Here is a 24706-nt window from a genome sequence, read left to right as displayed (position 1 = left end):
GGTTCAGCCCGATTTACGGCGCCGCGGACGCGACGCATCCGAGAGCACTGCCAGCCCACGCCCTACCGACAACCACTGACGCTGCTCTTCTTCCAGCGCGGCGGCGGTCAGCGGCCGACTGGTCAGCCAGTCCGCTGGAATGCCGAGCGCGAAGCCGTGCTCGGTGCGCTCCAGCGAAATCGGCGGCACTTCGCGGCTGTCGCGCGAGCGATTGACGATACAGGCGATGCGCAGGCACACCACCAGCAGCCAATCGGGGTTGTCATCTTCCATCGTGGCGATACGCGCGAGTTTGCCGCGCTGACCGAGCACGACACGCGCCAGACGCGCCTGGTCCATGCGCGAGAAACCGGGCATGTCGGCGTTGCCCAGAATGTAGGCGCTGTGCTTGTGATAGCTCGAATGCGCCACGGAAATGCCGATCTCGTGCAGCAACGAGGCCCATCTGAGAAAGCGCCGGTCCGGATGATCCGGGTCGGCGGCTTCCGGCACCACGCATTCGAGCAGATGACACGCCGATTCGGTGACCGCTTCGGCCTGCGCGCGGTCGATCTGGTAGCGGCCGATGAAGGCGTCCACCGTCGCGTCGCGCAGATCGTGGTGATGGTAGCGACCGAGCAGGTCGTAGAGCACGCCCAGACGCAGTGCGCCTTCCGAGAACACCATGCGCTCGATGCCGAACTCGTGGAACACCGCCGACATGATGGAAAAGCCACCCAGGATGACCGGCAGACGATCATCTTTCAGACCGGCCAGATCCAGGCGATCAAGCTGCCCGGCGCGCAGCAGCGCGGCACGCAGACGATCCAGCCCTTCGAGCGTGATGCCGCCGTCCGACCAGCCGTTCTGTTCCAGCACGTCGGCCAGCGCCTTGGCCGAACCGGAAGAACCGACCGCCACTTCCCAGCCGGTCTGGCGATAGGCGCGCGAGATGGCCTGCAGTTCGCGTCGGGCAGCGTATTCGGCATCGCGCAGGGTGTGCTTGTCGATGCGTCCGTCCGGAAAATAGTTGAGGCTGAAACTGACGCAGCCCATGTACAGCGATTCGAGCAGGATCGGCTCGAAACTCTTGCCGATGATGAATTCGGTCGAGCCCCCGCCGATGTCGACAACCAGTTGCTGACGATGCGGATCGGGCAGCGTGTGCGCCACGCCGACGTAGATCAGGCGCGCTTCCTCGCGGCCCGAAATGACTTCGATCGGCACGCCCAGCACCGCCTCGGCTTCGGCCAGGAAGCTGCGGGCGTTCTTCGCAACGCGCAGGGTGTTGGTTGCCACGGCGCGCACGGAGCCGCGCGGAAAGCCGCGCAGACGCTCGTTGAAGCGCCCCAGAGCGGCCAGCGCGCGCTCACGGGCCGCCTCGTCGAGCAGCTTGTCGCCGGTCAGGCCGGCGGCCAGTCGCACCGGCTCCTTCAGACCGTCGAGCGGATAGATCTGATCGTTGACGATCTTTCCGACTTGCAGCCGGAAACTGTTGGAACCCAGGTCGATCGCGGCGATCAGTTCATGCATGATGTTCGGGTGAGCGCCGTTGGCGTGCAATGCAGATGTGCCGGATTCTACCACTCGCGTCCGCTGCAGCGCCCCGCCTGTCGGGGTCTGCGGTAAGCTGTAAGGCGGCTTTGCGAACTGTCATGAAAACGTAATACGGCCCGGTCAGCATGGGCCGCCTGCGCGCTACCGCGCCCTCCGGAACGACGATGAAACTGCCCCAGCGCCAAACCAACAACTATCCCATCGAGCACTTCATCAATCGCGAGATCTCGTTGCTGCGCTTCCAGCGCCGCGTGCTCTCGCAGGCGGCCGACCGCAACGTGCCGCTGCTCGAACGCCTGCGCTTCCTGTGCATCGTATCGAGCAACCTCGACGAATTCTTCGAGATCCGCGTCTCCGGCATCAAGGAACAGATCCGCCTGGGCATGCGCACCCCCGGCAGCGACGGACTGACGCCGACCGAGCTGCTCGAAAAGGTCAGCGCCGAAGTACACGCGCTGATCGCCCAACAATACGAACTGCTCAACGACGACATCCTGCCGGCGCTCGAAGCCGAGGGCGTGGTCTTCCTGCGTCGCGGTGAATGGACCGAGGAACAGGGCAAGTGGATCGAGGACTACTTCGACCGCGAAGTCAGCCCGGTGCTGACGCCGATCGGGCTCGACCAGGCCCACCCCTTCCCGCGCGTGCTCAACAAGAGTCTGAACTTCGCCATCGAGCTCGAAGGCCGCGACGCTTTCGGCCGCGACTCGGACGCCGCCATCGTGCAGGCGCCACGCGCCCTGCCGCGCGTGATCCGGCTGCCGCGGGAGATCTGCCAGCACGAATACACCTTCGTGTTCCTGTCGTCGGTCATGCACGCTCACGCCGACAAGTTGTTCACGGGCATGCGCGTGTTGGGCTGCTACCAGTTCCGTCTGACGCGCAACTCCGACCTGTTCGTTGACGAAGAGGAAGTCGAAAGCCTGATGGCCTCGCTCAAGGGCGAACTGCAGCAGCGCCACTTCGGCGACGCCGTGCGCCTGGAAATTGCCGACACCTGCTCGGAGGAGATGGAAAACTTCTTGCTGCAGCAATTCCGCCTGCAACGTGCCGATGTCTATCGCACGCCGGGCATCGTCAACCTGGTGCGCCTGATGCAGGTGCCCGACTGGGTCAACCGCCCGGACCTCAGCTACCCGCCCTTCACACCGGGCGTGCCGCGCGGCTTCGACACCAAGCGCGACATCTTCACTACCATCCGCAAGCAGGACATCCTGCTGCACCATCCCTTCCAGAGCTTCGAGCCCGTCGTGCAAATCCTGCGCGAGGCGGTGGACGATCCGCAGGTGCTGGCCATCAAGATGACCGTCTACCGCACCGGCGCCGAGTCCGTGCTGATGGAATTGCTCGCGCGCGCCGCGCAGAAGGGCAAGGAAGTGACGGTGGTGATGGAGCTGATGGCGCGTTTCGACGAAGAGGCCAACATCATGCTGGCCAACCGCCTGGAAGAAGTCGGCGCGCACGTGGTGTATGGCGTGGTGGGCTATAAGACACACGCCAAGATGCTGATGGTGGTGCGGCGCGAGTCCGGCCGGCTGGTGCGCTACGTGCACCTGGGCACCGGCAACTATCACCCGCGCACGACGCGCTTCTATACCGATTTCGGCCTGCTCACCTGCAATGAGGAGATCGGCGCCGACGTGGCTGAAGTCTTCAAGCAGCTCACCGGGCTGGGCAAGGCCTCTGCACTCAAGCACCTGTGGCAGGCGCCGTTCGCGCTGCAGCCGAATGTGGTGACCGCCATCAACGCCGAGGCCGAGGCCGCGCGCGCCGGCAAGAAGAGCCGCATCATGGCCAAGATGAACGCCCTGCTCGAGGCCGAGACCATCGAGGCGCTGTATGCCGCTTCACAGGCCGGCGTGCCGATCGACCTCATCGTCCGCGGTCCCTGCGCGCTCAAACCGGGCGTGCCGGGGCTGTCCGAGAACATCCGCGTGCGCTCCATCGTCGGGCGCTTCCTGGAACATCACCGCATCTTCCACTTCCACGCCAATGGCGAGGACACGGTGTACCTGTCCAGCGCCGACTGGATGGACCGCAACTTCTTCCGCCGCATCGAGATCGCCTTTCCGGTGCTCGACCCCAAGCTGCGCCGACGTGTCATCCGCGAAGGCCTGCGCGCCTACATGGCAGACAACACGCAGGCTTGGGAAATGCTGCCGGACGGCCGCTATCGCCGCCGCAGCGGCCGTGGTACGCGCCGCTCGGCGCAGCTCATGCTGCAGCAGGAACTGTCGAACTCCTGAGCGAGGTCACTTGCGGCGGGCGTCGATCACGCCGCTGACCTCGCGGATCAACTGGATGGCGTGCTGGATCTGCGCCACTCCGCCGACCTCGAAGGTAAAGCACATGAAGGCGCGGCCCTTCTTGGTCAGCGTGTTGACCGCCGTGACATTGATCTTCTCGCGGGAAAGCACATCGGAAATGTCGCGCAGCAGGCCCTGACGGTCCTGCGCCTCGACCCGCACGTCCACCGGGAACACGGACTGCGCCGCCTTGAAGGCGTCGTCGCCCCACTCCGCCTCGACCACGCGCTCCGGTTCCTGTTTGACGAGGTTCTGGAATGAGGGGCAATCCACGCGGTGGATCGACACCCCCCGCCCGCGCGTGACGAAGCCCTGGATCGCATCCGGCGGCGCCGGCTTGCAGCAGCGCCCCAGCGAGGTCATCAGCTTGCCGACGCCGACGATCAGCACCTTGCCGCCGGTGTCACCCGAGCGGCTGCGGCCGACGACAATGCCCGGCTCACCCTCGGTGGCTTCTTCCGCCGCACCGCCGCGCAGCGCGTTCTGGAGCGCGCGCACACCTACTTCGCCGCGCCCGGCCGCCACGAACAAGGCCTCCGCGCCCTTGAAACCGAGTCGCTCGGCAAGGTCGTCGATGTTGGCCTGGGTCTGTCCCTCGCGCTGCAGCTCCTTGATCACGAAGCTGCGCCCGCGCGCGAGCATTTCCGACTCTTCAAGCTGGTTGAAGTACTGGCGGATCTTGTTGCGGGCGCGACTGGTGGCGGTGTAGCCGAGCTGAGCATTGAGCCAGTCGCGCGACGGCCCGCCTTCCTTGGCGGCCACGATTTCGACCGTCTGGCCGCTCTTGAGCTGCGTGTTCAACGGCACCAGATGGCCGTCCACCTTGGCGCCGCGACAACGGTTGCCCAGATCGGTGTGCAGGCGGTAGGCAAAGTCCACCGGCGTCGCCCCGCTGGCCAGGTCGATCACGCGCCCCTGCGGCGTAAGCAGGTAGATGGTGTCGTCGAGCGCCGCGCGGCGCGACTGCGCCACCCAGTCGGCTGAGTCCGCCACCTCGTCGCGCCACGACAGCAGGCTGCGCAGCAGCGCGATCTTCTCGTCGTACTCCTCGCCGGCGCTGCCGCCTTCCTTGTAACGCCAGTGTGCGGCCACGCCGAATTCGGCATGGCGATGCATGTCGTGGGTGCGTATCTGCACCTCCAGCGCGCGCCCGTCTGCGGCGCGCACGGCGGTGTGCAGCGACTGGTAGTTGTTGCCCTTGGGCTTGCTGATGTAGTCGTCGTACTCCTCGGAAATCGGCTCCCACAGCCGGTTCACGATGTCGAGCACCTTGTAGCAATGGTTCACCTTGCGCACCAGCACGCGCACTGCGCGGATGTCGTATACCTGCTCGAAATCGAGCTTCTTCGAGCGCATCTTGTTGTAGATGCTGTAGATGTGCTTGGGCCGGCCATACACCTCGCCGTCGATGCCGGCGGCGGCCAGTTCGGCGCTCAGCAGCGCAATGGCCTCTTCGATGAAGGCCTCACGCTCGGCGCGTTTCTCGTCGAGCTTGCGCGCGATCTGCTTGTAGGTCGCGGGTTCGAGGAAGCGGAAAGACAGGTCTTCCAGTTCCCACTTGAGCTGGCCGACGCCCAGCCGGTTGGCCAGCGGGGCGTAGATATCCAGTGATTCGCGCGCCAGATCGACCTGCGCTTCGGACTTGCGCTCGGCGTAATGACGCAGCGTCTGGGTGCGCGACGCCAGCCGCAGCAACACCACGCGGATGTCCGCGGCCATGGCCAGCAGCATCTTGCGCAGTGATTCGGTCTGCGCACGCACGTCGGACGCTTCGCCACTGCCCTGCACGCGGGTCAGCACGCGCAAGCCGTTGAGCTTGCGCAGGCCTTCGACAATGCCGGCCACCGAATCGCCGAAACGCTCGGCCACCTTCTCCAGGCTGCCGGTGCGGTACACCGGCACTGCAAAGAGAACCGCGGCAATGCGCGCTTCAGCGTCCAGACGCAGCGAACTGACGATCAGCGCCATACCCAGCGCATGCGTCCACACCGATTCACCGGTGCCGAGCACCTCATCGGAGTAGATGTCGCGGGCAAGCGCAAGCGCCTCGTCGATATCTTGCTGCGCCTCGGGCTCAAGCCCTTCGACGAGCAGTTCCAACGGGGCCGCGTCAGCGTCGGCGGAGACGGCATGCGTGACAGAAACCATGGGCGAGATTATCCCACAAGCGCCCCCGCCAAAGTCCGCAGCGCCGTGCGTGCCGCAGCCCGATGTGCGATTATCGGGCGCCCAATCGGCTGCCAGGTTTCGATGCACAAAGCCTTCGCCAATCCCTATCTGCTGCTCACGCTGGCCGCCCTGTTCTGGTCCGGCAACATGGTCGTCGGCCGCGGCGTGCATGAAGCCGTGCCGCCCTTTGCCTTGGCCTTCTGGCGCTGGACGCTGGCCCTGGCTTGCGTCGCCCCACTGGCCTTGCCGCATCTGCGCAATCAGTGGCCACTGGTGAAGAAGCACTGGAAGGCGCTGGTAGTGCTCGGGCTGCTCGGCGTCGGCGGCTTCAACACGTTGGTATACATCGGCCTGCACTCGACCACGGCCACCAATGCCGCCATCCTCAATTCGGTGATTCCGATCATGACCATCGCGCTGGCCTTCGCGCTGCTCGGGCGCAAGCTCGGCCGCGTCGAAGCGCTCGGCGTAGCGGTGTCGCTGGCCGGCGTGGGCATGATCGTGGGGCGCGGAGACCTAGACACGCTGCTGGCGTTCTCGCTCAATCGTGGCGACTTGTGGCTGCTGGCAGCCGTGGTCGTGTGGGGCTTGTACACGGTCGGCCTGCACTGGCGCCCGCCGATCCATCCCATGCTGCTGTTCGCGGTGTGCGCCGTGGTTGGCCTGATCGCACTGGCCCCCTTCTATGCCTGGGAACTGGCCAGTGGTCAGCACATGGCAATGTCCGCGCCGGCGCTGATGGCCATCGTTTATGTCGGTATCTTTCCCGGCTTTCTCGGCCATGTGTTCTACAACGCCGGAGTTGCTGCCATCGGCCCGAACCAGGGCTCGCTGTTCATCCACCTGATGCCGGTTTTCGGTACGCTGCTGGCCGCACTCTTTCTCGGCGAACGCCCCTACTGGTTCCACTTCGCCGGCATGGGGTTGATCCTGTCGGGCATCTGGCTGACCAGCCGCTACCGCCGTGTTTGATCGCCTGCGACGCTGGCTGGGGCACACGGACCAGACCGTTCCTGACATCGACGAAGCACTGTGGCAGCGCGCGGAAGCCGGCCTGCCCTTCCTCGACTATCTCGAACCGCAGCAACGCGCGCGCCTGCGCAAACTCGCGGGCGGATTTCTGGCCGGCAAGGAATTCCACGGCGCGCACGGGCTGGAAATCACCGACGAGATGATGCTCACCATCGCGCTGCAGGCCTGCCTGCCGATCATGCGGGTGGGCTTGGAGGCCTATCGCGAGTGGATCGGCATCGTGATCTATCCGGGCGAGATCGTGATTCCGCGCCAGCAGATGGGCGAGGACGGGGTGGTGCACGAGTTCAACGACGAGGTGCTCGGCGAGGCCTGGCAGAACGGGCCGGTGCTGCTGTCGTGGGAACATGGGGCCGGCGAAAATAGCGTGGTGAATGTCGTCATCCACGAATTCGCCCACAAGCTCGACATGCACAACGGCGGCGCCGACGGCTTCCCGCCCTTGCCTCCCGACATGTCCCAGGACGACTGGGCGCGCGATTTCTCACGCGCCTACGACACCTTCTGCCGGGCGCTGGAAATGGGTCTGCCGACGCTGCTTGACCCGTACGCCGGCGAGCACCCGGCCGAGTTCTTCGCCGTCGCATCGGAAGTCTTCTTTGAAGCACCAGGCGCCCTGAATAACGCACATCCTGCTGTTTATAAACAGCTTTCAAACCTGTTCGGCACTGACCCGGCGGCAGGAGAGGCACGCCTTCATCCGCTGTCCGCGCTCCGCGACTGAGTCGCGAAAAAATTCTTTTCCGCCACCACGGCGGCCGGGGCTGTCATATTTTGCGATGTGGAACCGACCACCTTTGCCCCCCCTTCACCGGAGGTCTAAGCTGGGATCGTTGCCTATTCCATGGCAACACAGGAAGTCCGAAAGGAACCTGAGCGCGGTTAGCGCACCCTGCACCGGTCGATGGGCCAAGCGTGCAGAACTGACTAGGGGGAGCGGGCGTACGACGCTCCCCCTGTCACGCCCGGCCTCGCCGGATTCCGTCGGACGGACACACGCAACTCATCGGAGGAACACCCATGGCGATCACCTGGATACTGGTAGCCAATGCCAGCCTTGCACGGCTGTACGAGCACCTCGGACCGAACAAGGGGCTCAAGCTGGTCAAGGAATTGATCCACCCGGAAAGCCGCTTCAAGAACTCCGAGCTTGTGACAGACCGACCCGGCAGCATGAACGGTCACGGCGCAACGCAACCGCAGACCGAGCCCAAGGCCCACGAGGCCAAGGTGTTCGCGCAGGAGTTGGCGCACGAGCTCTACCATGGAAGGACCAAGAACGCCTACGCGCGCGCCATCGTCTTCGCGCCACCCGCCTTCATGGGAATGCTGAATGGGGTACTCGACAACCCCACCGCCCAGCTCATCACCGATCGCTTTGAGAAGGACTACACCAAGTCGCCGGAGCCACGCATCCGCGAACGACTGGAATCATGCATGTTCGTCTGACGCGACGAACCGCAGATTGATCAGCGGGGCTTCGGCCCCGCTTTTCAGTTCACGCGCAGCGCGCCAGCTTGCCCGTCTTACGCAACCGACCAGCGCCCCAACACGTCGTAGCGCGCGCCCGATGCCAGCAGTTTCGACTCCACCAGCACGAAGCCGCTTGCCCGCCACTGCACGGCCGGCGCCAGCACCGAGCGTTGCGTCTCGCAGGCGGCATTGCGCAGCAGCGTGACGTGCGGTACGAAGGCCCGCGCCTCCAGCGCGAATCCGGCTTCGCCGAGCCTCAGATGCAGTTCCGCCGCCAGCTCCGCCAGCGGCTCCGGCACGGACTGCGGCCCAGCCCATACGATGTGCTTGCGCGCCCATTCGCCCAGCACATCGAGCGACAGATCAATGACGCGTGGTGTCACCGCGGCGCCGACGTCCAGCAATTCGGGAATACGCATCCGCGGAACGCCACCGACAAAGGCCAACGTCAGATGCAAGCTGTCGCGCTGCATCACGCGGCCGCCAAAACGCAGCCTTTCCGACTCGGCGAGTGCGTGCAGCAAACCTGCGGTTTCGGCGTCGGGCCACAGCGCGAAAAAGACCCGCGCGCGCTCTTCGCGCACAGCGCCGGCCTCAGGCTTCACGCAGCTCGAGCAAGGCCACGACCTGCGCGGCAATGCCTTCGCCGCGGCCGGTGAAACCGAGATTCTCGGTGGTCTTGCCCTTGATGTTGATGCGCCCCGCATCCATGCCCAGATCGGCCGCGATATTGGCAACCATGGCCGGCGCATGCGGCAGGATTTTCGGCGCGCCGCAGATCACGGTGGCGTCGATATTCACCACATGGAAACCGGCCTGCGCCACGCGGGCGAAGGCCTCGCGCAGCAGCACGCGGCTGTCCGCGCCGGCATGCTGCGGGTCGGTGTCCGGAAACAGCCGGCCGATGTCGCCCAGGCCAGCCGCGCCAAGCAGCGCATCAGTGACCGCATGCAGCAGCACATCCGCATCGGAATGGCCGAGCAGACCTTGCTGGAACGGAATGGTCACACCACCGATGATCAGCGGCCGCCCCGGCACCAGTGCATGCACGTCAAAACCCTGACCGATACGCAGATTCGTCATTGCCTTTCTCCCTCGCGACGGCTCGCGAGTATCCATTCGGCCAGGTGCAGGTCTACCGGCCAGGTCACCTTGAGGTTGCTCGCGTCGCCCTGCACCAGTTTCGGATGCAGGCCGGCCGCTTCGATGGCGCTGGCTTCGTCGGTGACGTCGTGCGCATCTTCCAGCGCACGGCGCAGCATGACGTAGCGGAACATCTGCGGCGTTTGCGCCTGCCACAGCGCGTCTCGCGAAACGGTCTGCGCAACGCGCCCGTGGCCATCGCCGCGCTTGAGCGTATCGGCCACCGGCACCGCCAGCAAACCACCGACCTCGTCTCCCGCCAGCTCGGTAATCAATTTGTCCACGTGCCAGGGTGCGATACATGGCCGCGCGGCGTCATGCACCAGCACCCAGTCATGCTGCTCGACCTCGCCGGCAATCGCGCGCAAACCGCCGAGCACGCTGGCCGCACGCGTGGCGCCGCCACAGAACAAGGGCACCAGCTTCGGGCCGAGCGCTGACCAGTCGTGACTGCCCCACTCCGGCTCATTGACCGACAGCACGACGAAAACCTTGTCTATGGCCTCGACCGCACACAGCGCTTCGAGCGTGTGCGCAATCAGCGGCCGGCCGGCCAGCGGCAGGTATTGCTTGGGGCGCTCGGCGCCCATGCGGCTGCCGATACCGGCAGCGGGAACGAGCGCGAAGTGGCGGGCGGATGTGTGTTGCATGGCGCGGATTCTAATGCAGGCCGCGCCGAGAACAGCGAATTGCGACGCTCCCGCGCAGTCCCGCAGCAAGACCACCGCGACTTCCTATAATGGTTTTCACCCCGGACGTTTACCGCGCCCGGGCCCCAGCTTGAGCAAGGAGAGCCATGGCCATCGCCTCGATACGCCCGGCAGCCGTTGCCGGGCATTTCTACCCCTCGGACCCCGAACTGCTGCGCAACCAGGTCAATGAAATGCTGACCGCAGCAATGCCGGCCGAAGAACTCACGACGCCGCCAAAGGCGGTGGTGGTGCCGCATGCGGGCTACATCTACTCCGGCATGATCGCCGCCAACGGCTACGCACCGGTGCAGGCCCTGCGCAAGCAGGTGCGTCGTGTGGTGCTGCTCGGCCCGGCTCATCGCATGGCCGTGCAAGGCTGCGTGCTGCCGGCAGCGCAGGGCTTTGCCACACCGCTGGGTGTAGTGCCGGTCGACCTGCGCACCACCACGATGTTGCAGACCCTGCCGGACGTCAGCGTCGATGATCGCCCGCATGCCCAGGAACACTGCCTCGAAGTACAGCTGCCGTTCCTGCAGACCATGCTCGACGACTTCGAGCTCGTGCCGCTGCTGGTCGGCACTTCCACGCCCGACGACATCGCCGATCTGCTCGAGATCCTGTGGGGTGGGCCCGAGACCTTGATCGTCATCAGCTCCGACCTGTCGCATTACCTGGGCTACGAGGATTCGCGCGCGCTCGACCGCTCGACCGCGCGCCAGATGCTCGACCTGCGCCCTTGCCTGCATGGCGAACAAGCCTGTGGTGCGCACGCGCTGAACGGCCTGCTCACGCTTGCCGCGCGGCGCGGGCTGGAACCCTATCTGCTCGATCTGCGCAACTCCGGCGACACGGCCGGCGACCGCTGCCGAGTGGTCGGCTACGCCAGCGTTGCCTTCGTGGAGTTTCCGTCCGAATCCGTGCATGCTCTGAGGCATTGACGCCAACAAATCTGCCGAGGCTTGCACGTGAAACTGCGCGATTCGCACATCGCATTACCGGCCGACGGCCACTGGCTGCTCGCGCGATTGCGCCATTCGCCGGAAGTCCGGGGGCTGGCCATCGTCATTGGCGCTGATGACGCTCATGAGCCGCCCGAGGCGCCAGGCCTCATCGACGCACTCCACGAGCATGGGTTTGCCAGCCTGCTGCTCGACCTGCTGACCGAAACCGAAGCCGAGCGCGACCCGGATGCGCCGTTCAACATCCCGCTGCTGGCAACACGCGTGCTGGCGGCGGCCGAATGGTCAGCCCATCAGCCGGATCTCAAGACCATTCCGCTGTTCCTGATCGCACGCGCCACCGCCTGCGGCGCTGCGGTGCGGGCCGCCAGCCGAGCCCCTGAGATCTTCCGCGCCATCGTCTGCCTCGGTGGACGCATGGATCTCGCCGGGGCCGAGCCGCTTGCCAGGCTGGTGGCTCCGACACGCATCATCGTGTCGCAGGACGACCCCAATCTGGCCATCATCGAACGCGCCCAGGCCGAGTTGCCGGCCGAGCACGACCTGCAACGCCTGCCTGCCGAGGAGGCCTTGAACCACGCCGCCACGCTGGCAATGGAATGGATTGCCCACTGGCGCGACGTCGAACCCGCGCCGGAAGATGATCAGCCTTGATCGCGCAGTACTGCTGCTGTCTTTCGCGCTGCTGCTGGCCGGCTGTTCGGCACGCATCGTGCCGCCGCCCGAGCCGCTGGAACCGGTCAGTGTCTTCGTTCTCGATCACGGCAAGCACTCCAGCCTGCTGATGCCCCACATCGACGGCATGACGCGCTATTCGTGGGGTGACCGCGAGTACTACGCGCTGGGCCGTACCGACCTCGCCACCGGCTTTCGTGCACTGTTCCGCAAGACCGACGCCGTGCTGGGTCGCCAGTACTTGCACGACGCACGAGACCTGGACAGCGCGCTGGAACAGCTCACGGTAGCGGTGCGTGGCAGCACTGAAATCCGCGTTGAAGCCGTTCGGCTGCAGCGTCTGCGCGCCATGCTCGATCAACCCTTCGAGCGCCCTGTCGAAGTGCTCTACAACGCCACCTATGGCGTGAGCTTCGTGGCCGACTCGCGCCCCTACACCGTCGGCGACAACTCCAACCGCCGCGTCGGCGACTGGCTCACTGAACTCGGCTGCGAAATCGTCGGCCATCCCTGGCTGTCGCGCTGGAAGCTGGTTGCACCCCGCTGATCAGCTTCGCTTCGCCTATAATTCGCGGCTTGCTCTCCGCCCCGCCCAATCCCCGCTGATGTCGCTCAAGCCCGAATCGCTGCTGCCCGAGCTCGCTGCCCTGTCGTTTCCGAAGGCCGGCGTGCGCCACACCCTGCCCCTGCTCGCCGGCTCGTCCGACGCGCTGGCGGTGGCGCATTTCGCGGCGCGCGGTCGCACGCTGTTGCTGATCTGCGCCAACCCGCCCGAGGCGCAGCGCCTGCACGACGAACTGGCTTGGGTCGCGCCGGACCTGCGCGCGCATCTGTTCCCGGACTGGGAGACGCTGCCCTACGACAGCTTCTCGCCGCACCAGGACCTGATCTCCGAGCGGCTGGCCACGCTGTACTCGCTCACGCGTGGCGAGGCCGACGTGGTCATCGTGCCGGCATCCACGGCGCTGTACCGTATGGCGCCGCCGAGCTTTCTCGCCGCCTACACCTTCTTCCTCAAGCAGGGCGAGCGGCTGGACGTCGACAAGCTGCGCATGCAGATGGCCACTGCCGGCTACGCCCACGTCACGCAGGTGGTCAGCCCCGGCGAATTTTCGGTGCGTGGCGGCCTGATCGACCTGTATCCGATGGGCTCCAGCCTGCCGCTGCGCATCGATCTGTTCGACGACGAAATCGAGAGCATCAAGACTTTCGACCCTGACACCCAGCGCACCGTCTACCCCGTGCCGGAGATCCGCCTGCTGCCGGCGCGCGAGTTTCCGCTCGACGAGAAGGCGCGTACCGCCTTCCGCAGCCGCTTCCGCGAGACCTTCGAGGGCGATCCGTCGCGCGTGCAGCTCTACAAGGACGTTTCCAACGGCATCGCGCCGGCAGGCATCGAATACTTCCTGCCGCTGTTCCACGACGAAACCGCCACGCTGCTCGACTACCTGCCCGACGACGCGGTGGTGATGCTGCACCACGACGTGCCGGCCGCCATCGACGAGTTCTGGCGCGATGCGCGCCAGCGCTACGACTTCCACGCCGGTGATCGCAGCCGGCCAGTGATGAAGCCGACTGCGCTGTTTCTCGGCCAGGAAGAGTTCTTCACCGCGCTGAAGGCCCTGCCCGGTCTGTCGATCCCGGCCAACGAAGGTGCGGCGGATGACGCGCCGCGCGCCTCCGAGGCGCCGCCCGAGGTTGCCGTCGAGCGCAAGGCCACCGACCCGCTGCACAAGCTCAAGGACTTGCTCGCGGGCGACTGGGCGATGTCCGGCGGGCGCGTGCTGCTGCTGGCGGAGTCGCCGGGTCGGCGCGAGACCATGGTCGAGTATCTGGCCGAGTACGGGCTCAAGCCCGCAGCAAGCGGTGATTTCGCGGGCTTCCTTGCCGCCGATGAGGCCTTTGCGCTGGGTGTTGCGCCGCTGCTCAATGGCTTCACCTTGCCGCAGGCCAAGCTCGCCATCGTCACCGAGGCCGAGCTGTACGCCGCCACCGCCCGCACGCGCGGTCGTCGCGGCAACCGCAAGGCGGCCAGCGTCGAAGGCTGGCTGCGTGATCTGTCCGAGCTCAAGCCGGGCGACCCGGTGGTGCACGCCTCGCACGGCATCGGCCGCTACGTCGGCCTGATCCACATGGACCTGGGCGAAGGCGACACGGAATTCCTGCACCTCGAATACGCCAGCGGCGACAAGCTGTATGTGCCGGTATCGCAACTGCACCTGATTTCGCGCTACGCCGGCGCCGACCCGGAAGCCGTCGCGCCGCACCGGCTGGGCTCCGGCCAGTGGGAAAAGGCCAAGCGCAAGGCTGCAATACAGATCCGCGACACCGCCGCCGAACTGCTGGCGCTGTATGCCCAGCGCGAGTCGCGCGCCGGCCACCGCTTCGATTTCCGCCAGCACGATCTGGAGGCCTTCGCCGAAGGCTTTGGCTTCGAGACCACGCCCGACCAGCAGGCCGCCATTGACTCGGTGGTGACCGACATGAAGTCCGGCCGGCCAATGGACCGCCTGGTATGCGGCGACGTGGGCTTCGGCAAGACCGAAGTCGCCTTGCGCGCGGCCTTTGTCGCCGTGTCCGGCAACATGCAGGTGGTGGTGCTGGCGCCGACCACGCTGCTGGCCGAACAGCACTATCAGACCTTTGCCGACCGCTTTGCCGACTGGCCGGTGAAAGTTGCCGAGCTGTCGCGCTTCAAGTCCGCCAAGGAGCAGAACGAGGCGCTGGCGCAGCTGGGTGAAGGCAAGGTCGACATCATCATCGGCACCCACCGGCTGCTGCAGAAGGACGTCAAGTTCAAGCGACTCGGTCTGGTCATCATCGACGAAGAGCACCGCTTCGGCGTGCGCCAGAAGGAAGCCATGAAGCGCATGCGTGCGGAGGTGGATGTGCTCACGCTCACCGCCACGCCGATCCCTCGCACGCTGGGGCTGGCACTGGAGGGCCTGCGCGACTTCTCGATCATCGCCACCGCGCCGCAGAAGCGGCTGGCCATCAAGACCTTCGTGCATGCCCACAGCAAGGGCATCGTGCGCGAGGCCGTGATGCGCGAGTTCAAGCGCGGCGGGCAGGTGTACTTCCTGCACAACGAGGTCGACACCATCGAGAACATGCGCCAGAAGCTCAATGAGCTGATCCCCGAGGCGCGCATCTCGGTAGGCCACGGTCAGTTGCCGGAACGTGAGCTGGAGCGCGTGATGCGCGAATTCACGCAGCAGCGCACCAACCTGCTGCTGTGCACCACCATCATCGAGACCGGCATCGACATTCCCAGTGCCAACACCATCATCATCAACCGCGCCGACCGTTTCGGCCTGGCCCAGCTGCACCAGCTGCGCGGTCGCGTCGGGCGCAGCCACCACCAGGCCTACGCCTATCTGCTGACGGATTCGGACGCCAAGCCCTCGGCGCTGGCCAAGAAGCGCCTGGAAGCCATCACCGCCATGGAAGAACTCGGCTCGGGCTTCTATCTGGCCATGCACGACCTCGAAATCCGTGGCGCAGGCGAAGTGCTGGGCGAGAACCAGTCGGGCGAGATGCAGCAGATCGGGTTCTCGCTCTACAGCGAGATGCTCAAGCGCGCCGTGCGCGACCTGCAGGCCGGCAAGGAACCGAATCTGGCCGACCCGCTGGACGTCGTCACCGAGATCAACCTGCACACCCCGGCGTTGCTGACCAACGCCTACTGCCCCGACGTGCAGGAGCGCCTGACGCTATACAAGCGCCTGGCCAACTGCGACACCGAGAACGATCTGCGCGACCTGCAGGAAGAACTCATCGACCGCTTTGGCGACATGCCCGAGCAGACCCAGGCGCTGCTCGAAACGCACCGCTTGCGCATCCAGATGAAGCCCTGGAACATCCAGAAGCTCGACGCCTCCGAGCACCAGATCAGCGTGCAGTTCGGCCCCGAAGCGCCGATCGACCCGACCAAGGTGATCATGCTGATCCAGAAGGACCGCAACACGCGCATGGCCGGCCAGGACAAGCTGGTACAGAAGATCGCGCTACCCGAACTGCGCATGCGCGCAGCGGCGGTGCGGCTGCTACTGGAGTCGGTGAAGGCCTGATCCGGGCACGAGCTTGTCGTATAGGCAACCTCTATCCGGTTCATCCGGCCAATCAATTTTTTCTTGCGCGCCGAGCCGGCTAGCATCGGGGGACACTGTTGTGTCCGCACCCGACTCCCGCGAAGGCCACGCGTTACAATGCGCCCCCTGCCCCACCTGAAACCGGGAACCCGCATGTCCGCAGCCCAGACCGAAAACCTCAACATCGCCGCGTTTGATCCGATGCCCTCGCCCGAGGAAATCATCGCCCGAGTGCCGCTCACCGAGCGTGCGACGCAGACCGTCGTGGCCGGCCGGCGCACGCTGTGCGACATCCTCGACCGCAAGGATCCGCGTCTGTTCGTGGTCATCGGCCCGTGCTCCATCCACGATCCGGAAGCCGGGCTGGATTACGCGCGGCGTCTGAAGAAGGTCGCCGACGAAGTGGCCGACACCATGCTCATCGTGATGCGTGTGTACTTCGAGAAGCCGCGCACCTCGGTGGGCTGGAAGGGCTACATCAACGATCCGTACATGGACGACTCCTTCCGCATCGACGAAGGCATGGAAAAGGCGCGCCGCTTCCTGCTCGACGTCAATGAAATCGGCCTGCCCGCCGCCACCGAAGCGCTGGACCCGATTGCACCGCAGTACTACGGCGATCTGATCGCGTGGACCGCCATCGGCGCCCGCACCTCCGAGTCGCAGACTCACCGCGAGATGTCCTCCGGCCTGTCCACCCCGGTCGGTTTCAAGAACGCCACCGACGGTGATCTGGCCGTGGCCACCAACGCCATCCTGTCGGCCTCCGCGCCGCACAGCTTCCTCGGCATCAACAGCCGCGGCGTGACCAGCGTCGTGCGCACCCGCGGCAACCGTCATGGCCACGTCGTGCTGCGCGGTGGTGGCGGGCGGCCGAACTACGATTCGGTATCCATCAAGCTGGCCGAGCAGGCACTCGAGAAAGCCAAGCTGGCGCAGAACATTGTCGTCGACTGCTCGCACGCCAACTCGTGGAAGAAGCCCGAGCTGCAGCCGCTGGTCATGAAAGATGTGGTGCACCAGATCCGCGAAGGCAACCGCTCCATCGTCGGCACCATGGTCGAGAGCTTCATCGAAGCCGGCAACCAGTCGATTCCGGCGGACCTGTCGCAACTCAAGTACGGCTGTTCGGTCACCGACGGCTGTGTGGACTGGGACGCCACCGAGAGCATGCTGCGCGAGGCGCATCGCGTGCTGAGTGAATCCGGTGCCCTGCGGAGCCGCCTGGGATGAATCTCGTCGTGCAGGGCGCACCACTCGCGCCCGACACGCTGCAAGCCCTGCGCACCGCTGCCGGCGCCAATGCCGTCACCGCGCTGGGCGCGCAAGCCTGCCGGCTCGACAACGCCCACCACACCTTGCAACTGGCCGCCCTGTGCCGCGACCTCGAGTTGGACTGCTGCGCCACACTGGGGCGCAAACTCGCCGACTATGGCCTGTTCGTCACCGACATGGACTCGACGCTGATTGACATCGAGTGCATCGACGAAGTCGCCGACCTGGCGGGCCGCAAAGAAGAAGTTTCGCGCATCACCGAAGCCGCCATGCGTGGCGAGATCGAATTTGCCGAATCCCTGACGCGCCGCGTCGCCCAGCTCGAAGGCCTGCCGGAGAGCGCGCTGGCGGAGGTTTATGCGCAGCGCCTGCACCTCAACCCGGGCGCCGAAACCCTGATCGCCGCACTCAAGGCAGCCAGCATTCACACCGTGCTGGTATCCGGCGGTTTCACCTACTTCACCGAACGCCTCAAGACCCGTCTGGGCTTTGACGCAGCCCACGCCAACGCACTCGAAGTGCGCGACGACAAACTCACCGGCCGCATCAGCGGCCCTATCGTCGATGCCGCCGCCAAGGCCGCCGTGCTGCGCGATGCGCGCCATCAGCTCGGACTGGCTCAGGAACAGACCATCGCCTTCGGCGACGGCGCCAACGACCTGCTGATGCTGCGTGAAGCCGGTCTCGCCGTGGCCTACCGCGCCAAACCCACACTGCGCTCGGTTGCCGACGTGTGTCTGGACCACGCCGGGCTCGACGGAATACTCCATCTGCTCGATTGATCGCAACTCCGCCGTGCTGTAAAAATCGCAGGGTCACTGCATCTCCCCACCGGACCGCTCCATGCCAACCGCCCCGCCTCCTGTGACCTTTCGCAAACTGAACAGCCATGGCGACGACCGGGGCATCTTGACCGAAGTCTTCCGCAACGAATGGCTGGGCGACGACCTGCCGCCCGTGCAGTGGAATTTCGTGCGCTCCCGACCCAAGGTGCTACGCGGTGTGCACGTCCACGTGCATCACGTCGACTACCTGCTGGTGCTGCGCGGCACCATGCATCTGGGGTTGTGCGACCTGCGCGAAGGCACGCCCGGATTCATGAAGTCGCGCATCGTCGAACTGCGCGGAGAGGATCTCACCCTGGTCACCGTTCCGGTCGGCGTTGCCCATGGCTTCCATTTCCCCGAAGCTGCCGAGATGCTGTATTCGGTGACCCATTACTGGGATCCCGTGCTCGACGAGCTCGGCTGCCGCTGGAATGACCCGGATCTCAAGCTGGATTGGGGCATAACGAACCCGTTGCTGTCACCGCGCGACCAACAGGCCGAATCATTGGCCGTGCTGCTCGATCAGCTACGCCATCGGGAGGATCGCTCATGGTGAAAATCGGGCTGATCGGTTGCGGTAACTGGGGCAGGCACATCCTGCGTGATCTCAAGACACTCGGCGCGCACGTCAGTGCCGTCGCCCCCGGCGAGAGCAGCCGCGCCAATGCGCTTGCCGGCAAGGCCGACACCATTGTTCCGACGCTCGACGACCTGCCTGAAGCCGACGGCTATGTAGTGGCGGTACCGACCGTTCTGCACGCGCCGGTGCTCGAATCGCTAGTCGCCAGTGGCAAACCGATCTTCTGCGAAAAGCCGCTCACGCCGGATGTTGCTGCCGCGCGCCGTCTGGTCGATCTGGCCGGTGAGCGCATCTTCGTGATGGACAAGTGGCGTTACCACGCCGGGATTCTTGCGCTGCGCGACATCGCACGCTCTGGCGAACTCGGCCCCGTGCTAGGCATCAAGACGCGCCGCGTGCAGTGGCAGTGCCCCCACGCCGATGTCAGCATGGACTGGATCCTGCTGCCGCACGATCTCACCATCGCGCTGGAAATCCTCGGATTCGTGCCAGAGGCCAAAGCGGCGTTCGCAGAAACGCGCGAGGGCGAACTGATCGGCCTCACCGGCTTTCTGCAATCCGACGGCGTATGGATGGAAAGCGAAGTCGGTATCCGCTCCCCGAAGCACAGCCGAAGCGTTGAAGTGCGCTGCCGCGACGGCGTGGCGAGCATCGGCGACGCGTATGACGAAGCGGTGGTCGTGCTGCGCACCGAGGGCGCAACCACTCTTACACCGCCGCCTCCACCCGAACTGCAGCCGGTCGAGCAGGAAATGCCGCTCTACAAGGAGCTTGAAGCCTTCGTCGCCTACGTGCGAGGGGCTGCGCCGCCGCCGAAAAGCAGCGCAGCCGAGGGGCTGCTGGTCGTCGAGCGCATCGCCGAACTGCGCCATCTCGCGGGGTTGGACGCATGAGCGCTCCGACTTTCACCGTACTCATCCCGACCCACAACCACGCCGATACCTTGCTGTACTCGGTAGCCAGCGTGCAGTGGCAGACGCGCCAGGATTTCGAACTCTTCATCGTCGGCGACGGTGTGCCCGAGCGCACACGCGAAGTGGTTGCAGAGCTGATGGCGCGCGACGCGCGCATCCGCTTCTTCGACAACCCGAAGGGCGAGCGCCACGGCGAAGCGCTACGCCATGCGGCGCTGCAGGACGCCCGCGGACGCTACATCTGTTACCAGTCGGACGATGACCTGTGGTTTCCGGAACACCTAGAGCGCATGGCCTCCATGCTGGAGCAGAACGACCTTGCTCACACCATGCAGATCAACATCAACCCGGACGGCAGCGCCGCAACACGCATGTACGACGCCCGCCTGCCCGATCAGATCAAACGCATGCGCCAACTCCGCGCCGGTTTTGGGCTCGCCAGCGGCGGCCACACGCTCGAAGCCTACCGACGCCTGCCGCGCGGCTGGTTTCCTGCCCCGCCAGGCTTCAACACCGATCTGCACTTCTGGCTGCAGTTCCTGGATCAGCCCTGGTGTCGCTACACCTCGCTGAAATGGCCAACCGTGTGTCACCTGGCGTCCGTTCACAGACGTGACTGGTCAATCCCCGAACGTATTGCCGAGCTGGCACTGTGGTGGCCGCGCGTGCGCGATGCGCAACAACGCTGCGCCCTCATCGAGCAGGCATTTGCTCCGCTCGCCGAGCTGACGCTGTGCTACGGCGTAGCGCCAGAAGAACAAACGCAGCTTGAGGTGCAACGCCAGGCCGTGCGAAAACACATCCGGAAGCGGGAAGCGTGGCTTGATAAAACCAGCACGCGCCCGCTCAGAAGGCTCGCCCGTCCGTTCCGGCGCATCGCACGACTATTCGCTGGCTGAACGATCGCCGGCCAGAGGCGGCACTTAAGGCCTCTGAATGCTGACGCCGCCTCAACCTTGCAGGTGTTCCAGCACCGCCCCCAACATCGCCTCACCCAGCCGCTTGCTGCGCGCGCCGTTCCAGCCGGTGCGCACGTCGGGCAGATTGGCGTTGTCCTTGAAGGGCATTTCCAGCGTCAGTGACAGGCACTTGAAGTGATGCGCGGCCCACTTGCTGGCGAGCTTGAGCACGTCCTCGCGAAAACGGCCGTTCTCGTAACCGTATTCGGTCTGGAAATCGGGGCTGGCGGCCTGCACGGCGGCGATGAAGCGCGCCTGTTGCGCGGCCAGTTCGGGTGGCAGACCCGGAACATCGTCAGCGGTGGAGAAGAACACATACGGCAGTGACTCGTCGCCGTGGATGTCGAGAAACAGCGCGCAGCCGGTTTTCTGCATCTCGCGGCGCACCAGAAACACCTCGGGGCTCTCCGCCGCGTCAGGGTCCAACCATTCGCGGTTCAAATTGCGCCCGGCGGCGTTGGTGCGCAGGTTGCCCAGCACCGCCCCGTCCGGGTTCATATTCGGCACCACATGCACCACTGCCCGCTCGCGGATGCAGCGCGCAACCGGGTCTGATGTATCTAGCAAGCGCTCTACGAAGCCTTCGACAAACCACTCCGCCATGGTCTCTCCCGGATGCTGGCGGGCGATCACCCACACCGGCACACGGCCCGGCAGCGCTTCGCCGATCACCAGACGGTCGAGCTCGCGCCCCTGCACCGTGCCGCCCAGGCTATCGACACTGGCAAACGGTGACTGCGCGGCTTGCGTCACGAAATCCAGATGCCGCTCGTGCGAGTACGGCTCGAAATACGCATAAAACACGCTGCCCTGCTCCGGCGTGTGTTCGATGATGAGCCGGCCGTCCTCATAGCGGGTGGGCACGCGGAACCAGTCCCGTCGGTCATACGACGCCACCGCCTGATACCCCGGCCAGCCGTCGGCATAGGTCGCGATTGCCGCGTTCTCGAACACCATGCGTACCGGCTGCCTCTCCGCCCCGAGCAGGCGGAAGTGGAACCACTGTCGGATGTCGGCTGCGTTGTCGTTGCGCAGGCGCAGACGGATATTGGTCGGGTCGGACAAATCGACGACTTCGACGCTGCCCGAATCAAAACCGCTGACAATGCGCAGCGTTTTGCTCATGTCAATCCACCCGCCGACGAAACACCAGCCGGTCGGCGTCCGACACATCCGACGCAAAGGCGTAGCCCTCGGCGTCGAAGCTCTTGAGGCCGTTCACGTCGGTAATGCGCTTGGTGATGGCGTAACGCGCCATCAGGCCGCGTGCGCGCTTGGCATAGAAACTGATGATCTTGTATTGCCCGTTCTTCCAGTCCTGGAACACCGGCGTCACGACGCGCGCCTTGAGCTTCGCCGGCTTCACCGACTTGAAGTACTCGTCGGACGCCAGATTCACCAACACGGCCCCCTCGCCTGCCTGCTCCCCCTCAGCGATGAGCTTGTTCAGCGCCTCGGTAATGCGCTCGCCCCACCACGCATACAGCGTCTTGCCCGCCGACGTGTGCAGCTTCGTGCCCATCTCCAGCCGGTAGGCCTGCATCAGATCCAGCGGCCGCAGCACGCCGTACAGGCCCGACAGAATGCGCAGATGCTGCTGCGCCCAGTCCAGATCTTTCGCCGACAGCGACGACGCATTCAGCCCCTCATACACATCACCGTTGAAAGCCAGCACCGCCTGCTTGGCGTTCGCCGGCGTAAACGGCCGCGCCCACTCCTGATAGCGCGCCACGTTCAGCGTCGCCAACTGATCCGACAGGTTCATGAGCTTGCTGACTTCCTGTGGCGATAGCTCGCGCAGGATGTCGATCAACTCGGCGGAGGCGTCGAGGTGGTCAGGCTGGGTGTGCTTGGCGACGGCCGGCGGGGTTTCGTAGTCGAGGGCTTTGGCTGGGGAGAGGACGAAGATCATGGGGCTGCTTGATGGGAGATGGTAGATGGTAGAAAACGACGAGGGGTTTTACATTGTGTGTAAACGGTCCAGAGAACCCGAAATACTTGAGCCTGCCATCATTTCACACTCTATTTTCGTCCCATAATTATTCAGTCAACCATCTTCTTATGCACAAAAGCCGGATAGTCTCCAATTGCCGTAATTAGCTCGACTTCCAAAAAATTCTCACCGTGCTCTCTCACAAAGTAGCCACGCATCAAACTTTCTGGAGCTACACATACTTTACTAACCATAAGCATAACCACCAAAACGTCCATATCTTTCCGCACTATCGCTGAATACAACTTTTTCGCATCTTGAAGGGTGTCGCAAAAAATAACGCCCTTCTTAAAGCTCAATGGAGCTTTAGAAAAAGCAAAATTAGATGCAGATAAAATTAAAAAAGACATAATAATAAAAATTATTTTTTTCATCAAATTCATCCGTATAGCTTTACTTAAAACCTAAAGTAGGTGGCGGCGCAATTTCTACATCTATTCCCAAAGACCATTAGTCTGTTGCAGTTTGAACATCTAGTGCCACGCCCACCTCTCCCCTCATTAGCCGGAGTAACCATGACATAGCCACAGTTTGTACAACTCCGACCAGTCGCAGTTTGGAAGAAGGTTTTCTTTCTACAATTCGGACAAACTTTTCCAGCCATCGCCAGTCAATCCATATTTTAATTTTTAATTAAAACCAAAAACATAATAAATGGAAAATTTACGCACATAGAATTACCTAGACAACCCATCACCCTATTCCAATCAACCTAAACCGTATCTCAATTTAGCGCCCTTACTACATTGCGTCAAACACATATTCCACGCTCCATCAAAAATTGCTTCACGTCCCGATCGCAATGACGAACGACCCGCGACTCATCACCACGTTTTACGCCCTTCCCCGTTTGCGGAACATCGCGCCGTTACGCAGCATCTAATGATCTCCCACCCCTCTCGCTCCCTACTCGACCGCTATCAGGCTTGCGTCTGGCATCGCCGCACGCAAACGAACGAGCACAAGCGCTTTCTGCAGTTACCCATTGCCCGCAGCGAGGAGCTCAGGCTGCTCGACGCGGACGGCCGACGGCATCAGATTTTTGTGGGTGAATCTGTTCGGGCACTGCGACCCGCGCATCAACGTCGCGCAGCGTGCGCTGTTCACCACACCACCTAAGCCATTCGTGCCGGCTGGGCAGACAGCCTAGGGCAGGGCTTTCGAAGAGCGCGGTCGTCACGCGCAGAACAACTTCTTGACTGCCTGACGGATTTTACAGACGAAACCGGAGTCTTCATTGCCCACAAGTTCAAGTGAGTAGTTGAACTCGGAAATGAAGCGCTTCGCCCACTCGGCGTTTCGATCGCTGCCCTGTTTCTTCGTGACCTGCTCTTGCGGTATTTCGACGGGGTCGATCTCGATGCCAATGAAATCGGCGATGTGCTTTATCGAGCCGGCCGGGTCGTGACGGACCTTGTCGAAATCCATCTCGATGTAGTTGCACCCGCTGGCCGCGAGTGTGTAGCGCCATGAGGATGTGTTGAGGATGGCCTGGCGCAGGCAGGCGTCGATGTGGTCGAAGTCGTACTTGGGGTCATCATTGACCGGTTCCTGACCGGCGATCCACACGCCCGTCTGGCTGGCGATGGAGTGCGAAACGGCCTGACTGAGCACGTCCCTCCGTGACAGGAGGACGTAGTGGGCATCGGGAAAGAACCGGGTCAGGCTCTCGAAACCACCGAACTGCTGGATGTGCGGGTAATGAATCTTGATGCCGAATACGCCGTTGGGGGATGTCCTGCGCTGCTGTATCTCGGTCATCACCTGTTCGAAATCATTCACTCCCAGACGCTTCCGCCATTCCGCGAGGTTCACCGGGTTCGCGTACTCCAGCGGAAAACCGAATCTCCCCGTCTGATGCAGTGCGTGACCAAGCATGTGGCTTCCGCAGCGGGCAGTCGAGGCGATGACCAATACCTTTGATGGCTTGTCCATTTTGGGGAGGTCGTGAACTTCGGCGAACTGGTTTTGATAGAGATGCATGTCGTCACCCTTTGTTGTTTTGCATCACGCAGATCAGATGGAGCGGTGTTGGCACGCTCACTGGGGTCAGACAAAACCGTAACGCCTCGACAAGCCGCT

The 24706-nt window shown here is 64.0% G+C and carries 22 protein-coding genes; 13 read left to right on the top strand and 9 right to left on the bottom strand.

Going from position 1 to position 24706, the window contains the following annotated elements:
- Nucleotides 1-3: 3 nt before the first annotated feature.
- On the bottom strand, nt 4-1512 hold the full coding sequence (ppx, locus tag AC6H0N_RS06885) for an exopolyphosphatase (protein ID WP_497573359.1): 1509 nt from the start codon (nt 1510-1512) through the stop codon (nt 4-6).
- A gap of 188 nt (nt 1513-1700) precedes the next feature.
- On the opposite strand from ppx, the gene ppk1 reads away from it, so the two are divergent.
- A complete protein-coding gene (gene ppk1 / locus AC6H0N_RS06880; RefSeq protein WP_497573358.1) occupies nt 1701-3782 on the top strand; it encodes a polyphosphate kinase 1 in 2082 nt (693 codons plus the stop codon).
- Between the two features lie 6 nt (nt 3783-3788).
- On the opposite strand, the gene AC6H0N_RS06875 is transcribed toward ppk1, so the two are convergent.
- Nucleotides 3789-5990 (bottom strand): RelA/SpoT family protein, encoded by a 2202-nt coding sequence (locus tag AC6H0N_RS06875; RefSeq protein WP_497573357.1) that lies wholly within the window; start codon nt 5988-5990, stop codon nt 3789-3791.
- Nucleotides 5991-6092: 102 nt separating this feature from the next.
- On the opposite strand from AC6H0N_RS06875, the gene AC6H0N_RS06870 reads away from it, so the two are divergent.
- The 3 genes from AC6H0N_RS06870 to AC6H0N_RS06860 all read left to right on the top strand — a co-directional run bounded on the left by AC6H0N_RS06870 (nt 6093) and on the right by AC6H0N_RS06860 (nt 8492).
- Nucleotides 6093-6983, top strand: coding sequence for a DMT family transporter (locus AC6H0N_RS06870; protein WP_497573356.1), 891 nt, complete (start codon nt 6093-6095; stop codon nt 6981-6983).
- Nucleotides 6976-7767 carry a M90 family metallopeptidase gene (locus AC6H0N_RS06865; protein ID WP_497573355.1) on the top strand — a complete coding sequence of 264 codons (792 nt, stop codon included), beginning with the start codon at nt 6976-6978 and terminating at the stop codon, nt 7765-7767. Before AC6H0N_RS06870 ends, AC6H0N_RS06865 begins: the two co-directional genes overlap by 8 nt.
- Before the next feature lie 296 nt (nt 7768-8063).
- Nucleotides 8064-8492, top strand: coding sequence for a host attachment protein (locus AC6H0N_RS06860; protein ID WP_497573354.1), 429 nt, complete (start codon nt 8064-8066; stop codon nt 8490-8492).
- Between the two features lie 77 nt (nt 8493-8569).
- On the opposite strand, the gene thpR is transcribed toward AC6H0N_RS06860, so the two are convergent.
- From thpR to ispD, 3 genes are read right to left on the bottom strand one after another with little or no spacing between them, the layout of a single operon-like run.
- Nucleotides 8570-9121 carry an RNA 2',3'-cyclic phosphodiesterase gene (gene thpR / locus AC6H0N_RS06855; RefSeq protein ID WP_497573353.1) on the bottom strand — a complete coding sequence of 184 codons (552 nt, stop codon included), beginning with the start codon at nt 9119-9121 and terminating at the stop codon, nt 8570-8572.
- Nucleotides 9111-9599 carry a 2-C-methyl-D-erythritol 2,4-cyclodiphosphate synthase gene (gene ispF, locus AC6H0N_RS06850; RefSeq protein ID WP_497573352.1) on the bottom strand — a complete coding sequence of 163 codons (489 nt, stop codon included), beginning with the start codon at nt 9597-9599 and terminating at the stop codon, nt 9111-9113. Before ispF ends, thpR begins: the two co-directional genes overlap by 11 nt.
- Nucleotides 9596-10309, bottom strand: coding sequence for a 2-C-methyl-D-erythritol 4-phosphate cytidylyltransferase (ispD, locus tag AC6H0N_RS06845; RefSeq protein WP_497573351.1), 714 nt, complete (start codon nt 10307-10309; stop codon nt 9596-9598). Before ispD ends, ispF begins: the two co-directional genes overlap by 4 nt.
- A gap of 146 nt (nt 10310-10455) precedes the next feature.
- On the opposite strand from ispD, the gene amrB reads away from it, so the two are divergent.
- The 9 genes from amrB to AC6H0N_RS06800 all read left to right on the top strand — a co-directional run bounded on the left by amrB (nt 10456) and on the right by AC6H0N_RS06800 (nt 20571).
- Nucleotides 10456-11289, top strand: coding sequence for an AmmeMemoRadiSam system protein B (gene amrB, locus AC6H0N_RS06840; RefSeq protein WP_497573350.1), 834 nt, complete (start codon nt 10456-10458; stop codon nt 11287-11289).
- Nucleotides 11290-11316: 27 nt separating this feature from the next.
- Complete coding sequence (locus AC6H0N_RS06835) at nt 11317-11964, top strand: dienelactone hydrolase family protein (protein ID WP_497573349.1); 648 nt, start codon at nt 11317-11319, stop codon at nt 11962-11964.
- A complete protein-coding gene (locus tag AC6H0N_RS06830) occupies nt 11951-12532 on the top strand; it encodes a hypothetical protein (RefSeq protein ID WP_497573348.1) in 582 nt (193 codons plus the stop codon). Before AC6H0N_RS06835 ends, AC6H0N_RS06830 begins: the two co-directional genes overlap by 14 nt.
- A 58-nt stretch (nt 12533-12590) precedes the next feature.
- On the top strand, nt 12591-16055 hold the full coding sequence (gene mfd / locus AC6H0N_RS06825; RefSeq protein ID WP_497573347.1) for a transcription-repair coupling factor: 3465 nt from the start codon (nt 12591-12593) through the stop codon (nt 16053-16055).
- A 174-nt stretch (nt 16056-16229) separates the two neighbouring features.
- The gene (locus AC6H0N_RS06820; RefSeq protein ID WP_497573346.1) at nt 16230-17309 is read left to right on the top strand and encodes a 3-deoxy-7-phosphoheptulonate synthase; all 1080 of its coding nucleotides are present in this window, start codon (nt 16230-16232) and stop codon (nt 17307-17309) included.
- Nucleotides 17306-18133: a phosphoserine phosphatase SerB gene (gene serB, locus AC6H0N_RS06815; RefSeq protein WP_497573345.1), complete on the top strand. Its 828-nt coding sequence runs from the start codon at nt 17306-17308 to the stop codon at nt 18131-18133. The genes AC6H0N_RS06820 and serB overlap by 4 nt, the downstream gene beginning before the upstream one ends.
- Nucleotides 18134-18194: 61 nt before the next feature.
- Nucleotides 18195-18734: a dTDP-4-dehydrorhamnose 3,5-epimerase family protein gene (locus tag AC6H0N_RS06810; protein ID WP_497573344.1), complete on the top strand. Its 540-nt coding sequence runs from the start codon at nt 18195-18197 to the stop codon at nt 18732-18734.
- The gene (locus tag AC6H0N_RS06805; protein ID WP_497573343.1) at nt 18728-19651 is read left to right on the top strand and encodes a Gfo/Idh/MocA family protein; all 924 of its coding nucleotides are present in this window, start codon (nt 18728-18730) and stop codon (nt 19649-19651) included. Before AC6H0N_RS06810 ends, AC6H0N_RS06805 begins: the two co-directional genes overlap by 7 nt.
- Nucleotides 19648-20571, top strand: coding sequence for a glycosyltransferase family 2 protein (locus AC6H0N_RS06800; RefSeq protein ID WP_497573342.1), 924 nt, complete (start codon nt 19648-19650; stop codon nt 20569-20571). The genes AC6H0N_RS06805 and AC6H0N_RS06800 overlap by 4 nt, the downstream gene beginning before the upstream one ends.
- Before the next feature lie 51 nt (nt 20572-20622).
- Here the strand turns inward: AC6H0N_RS06800 and AC6H0N_RS06795 are convergent, their stop codons facing one another.
- The 4 genes from AC6H0N_RS06795 to AC6H0N_RS06780 all read right to left on the bottom strand — a co-directional run bounded on the left by AC6H0N_RS06795 (nt 20623) and on the right by AC6H0N_RS06780 (nt 24607).
- Nucleotides 20623-21744 carry a M14 family metallopeptidase gene (locus AC6H0N_RS06795; protein ID WP_497573972.1) on the bottom strand — a complete coding sequence of 374 codons (1122 nt, stop codon included), beginning with the start codon at nt 21742-21744 and terminating at the stop codon, nt 20623-20625.
- Nucleotides 21745-21757: 13 nt separating this feature from the next.
- Entirely contained in the window at nt 21758-22543 is a 786-nt protein-coding gene (gene yaaA, locus AC6H0N_RS06790) for a peroxide stress protein YaaA (protein WP_497573341.1), read from the bottom strand.
- A gap of 131 nt (nt 22544-22674) precedes the next feature.
- A complete protein-coding gene (locus AC6H0N_RS06785; RefSeq protein WP_497573340.1) occupies nt 22675-22998 on the bottom strand; it encodes a hypothetical protein in 324 nt (107 codons plus the stop codon).
- Between the two features lie 802 nt (nt 22999-23800).
- Nucleotides 23801-24607, bottom strand: coding sequence for a Stf0 family sulfotransferase (locus AC6H0N_RS06780; RefSeq protein WP_497573339.1), 807 nt, complete (start codon nt 24605-24607; stop codon nt 23801-23803).
- Nucleotides 24608-24706: the final 99 nt, after the last annotated feature.

This window comes from Pseudazoarcus sp. NS34, assembly GCF_059703725.1.
This window is presented reverse-complemented; position numbering and strand designations above follow the sequence as displayed.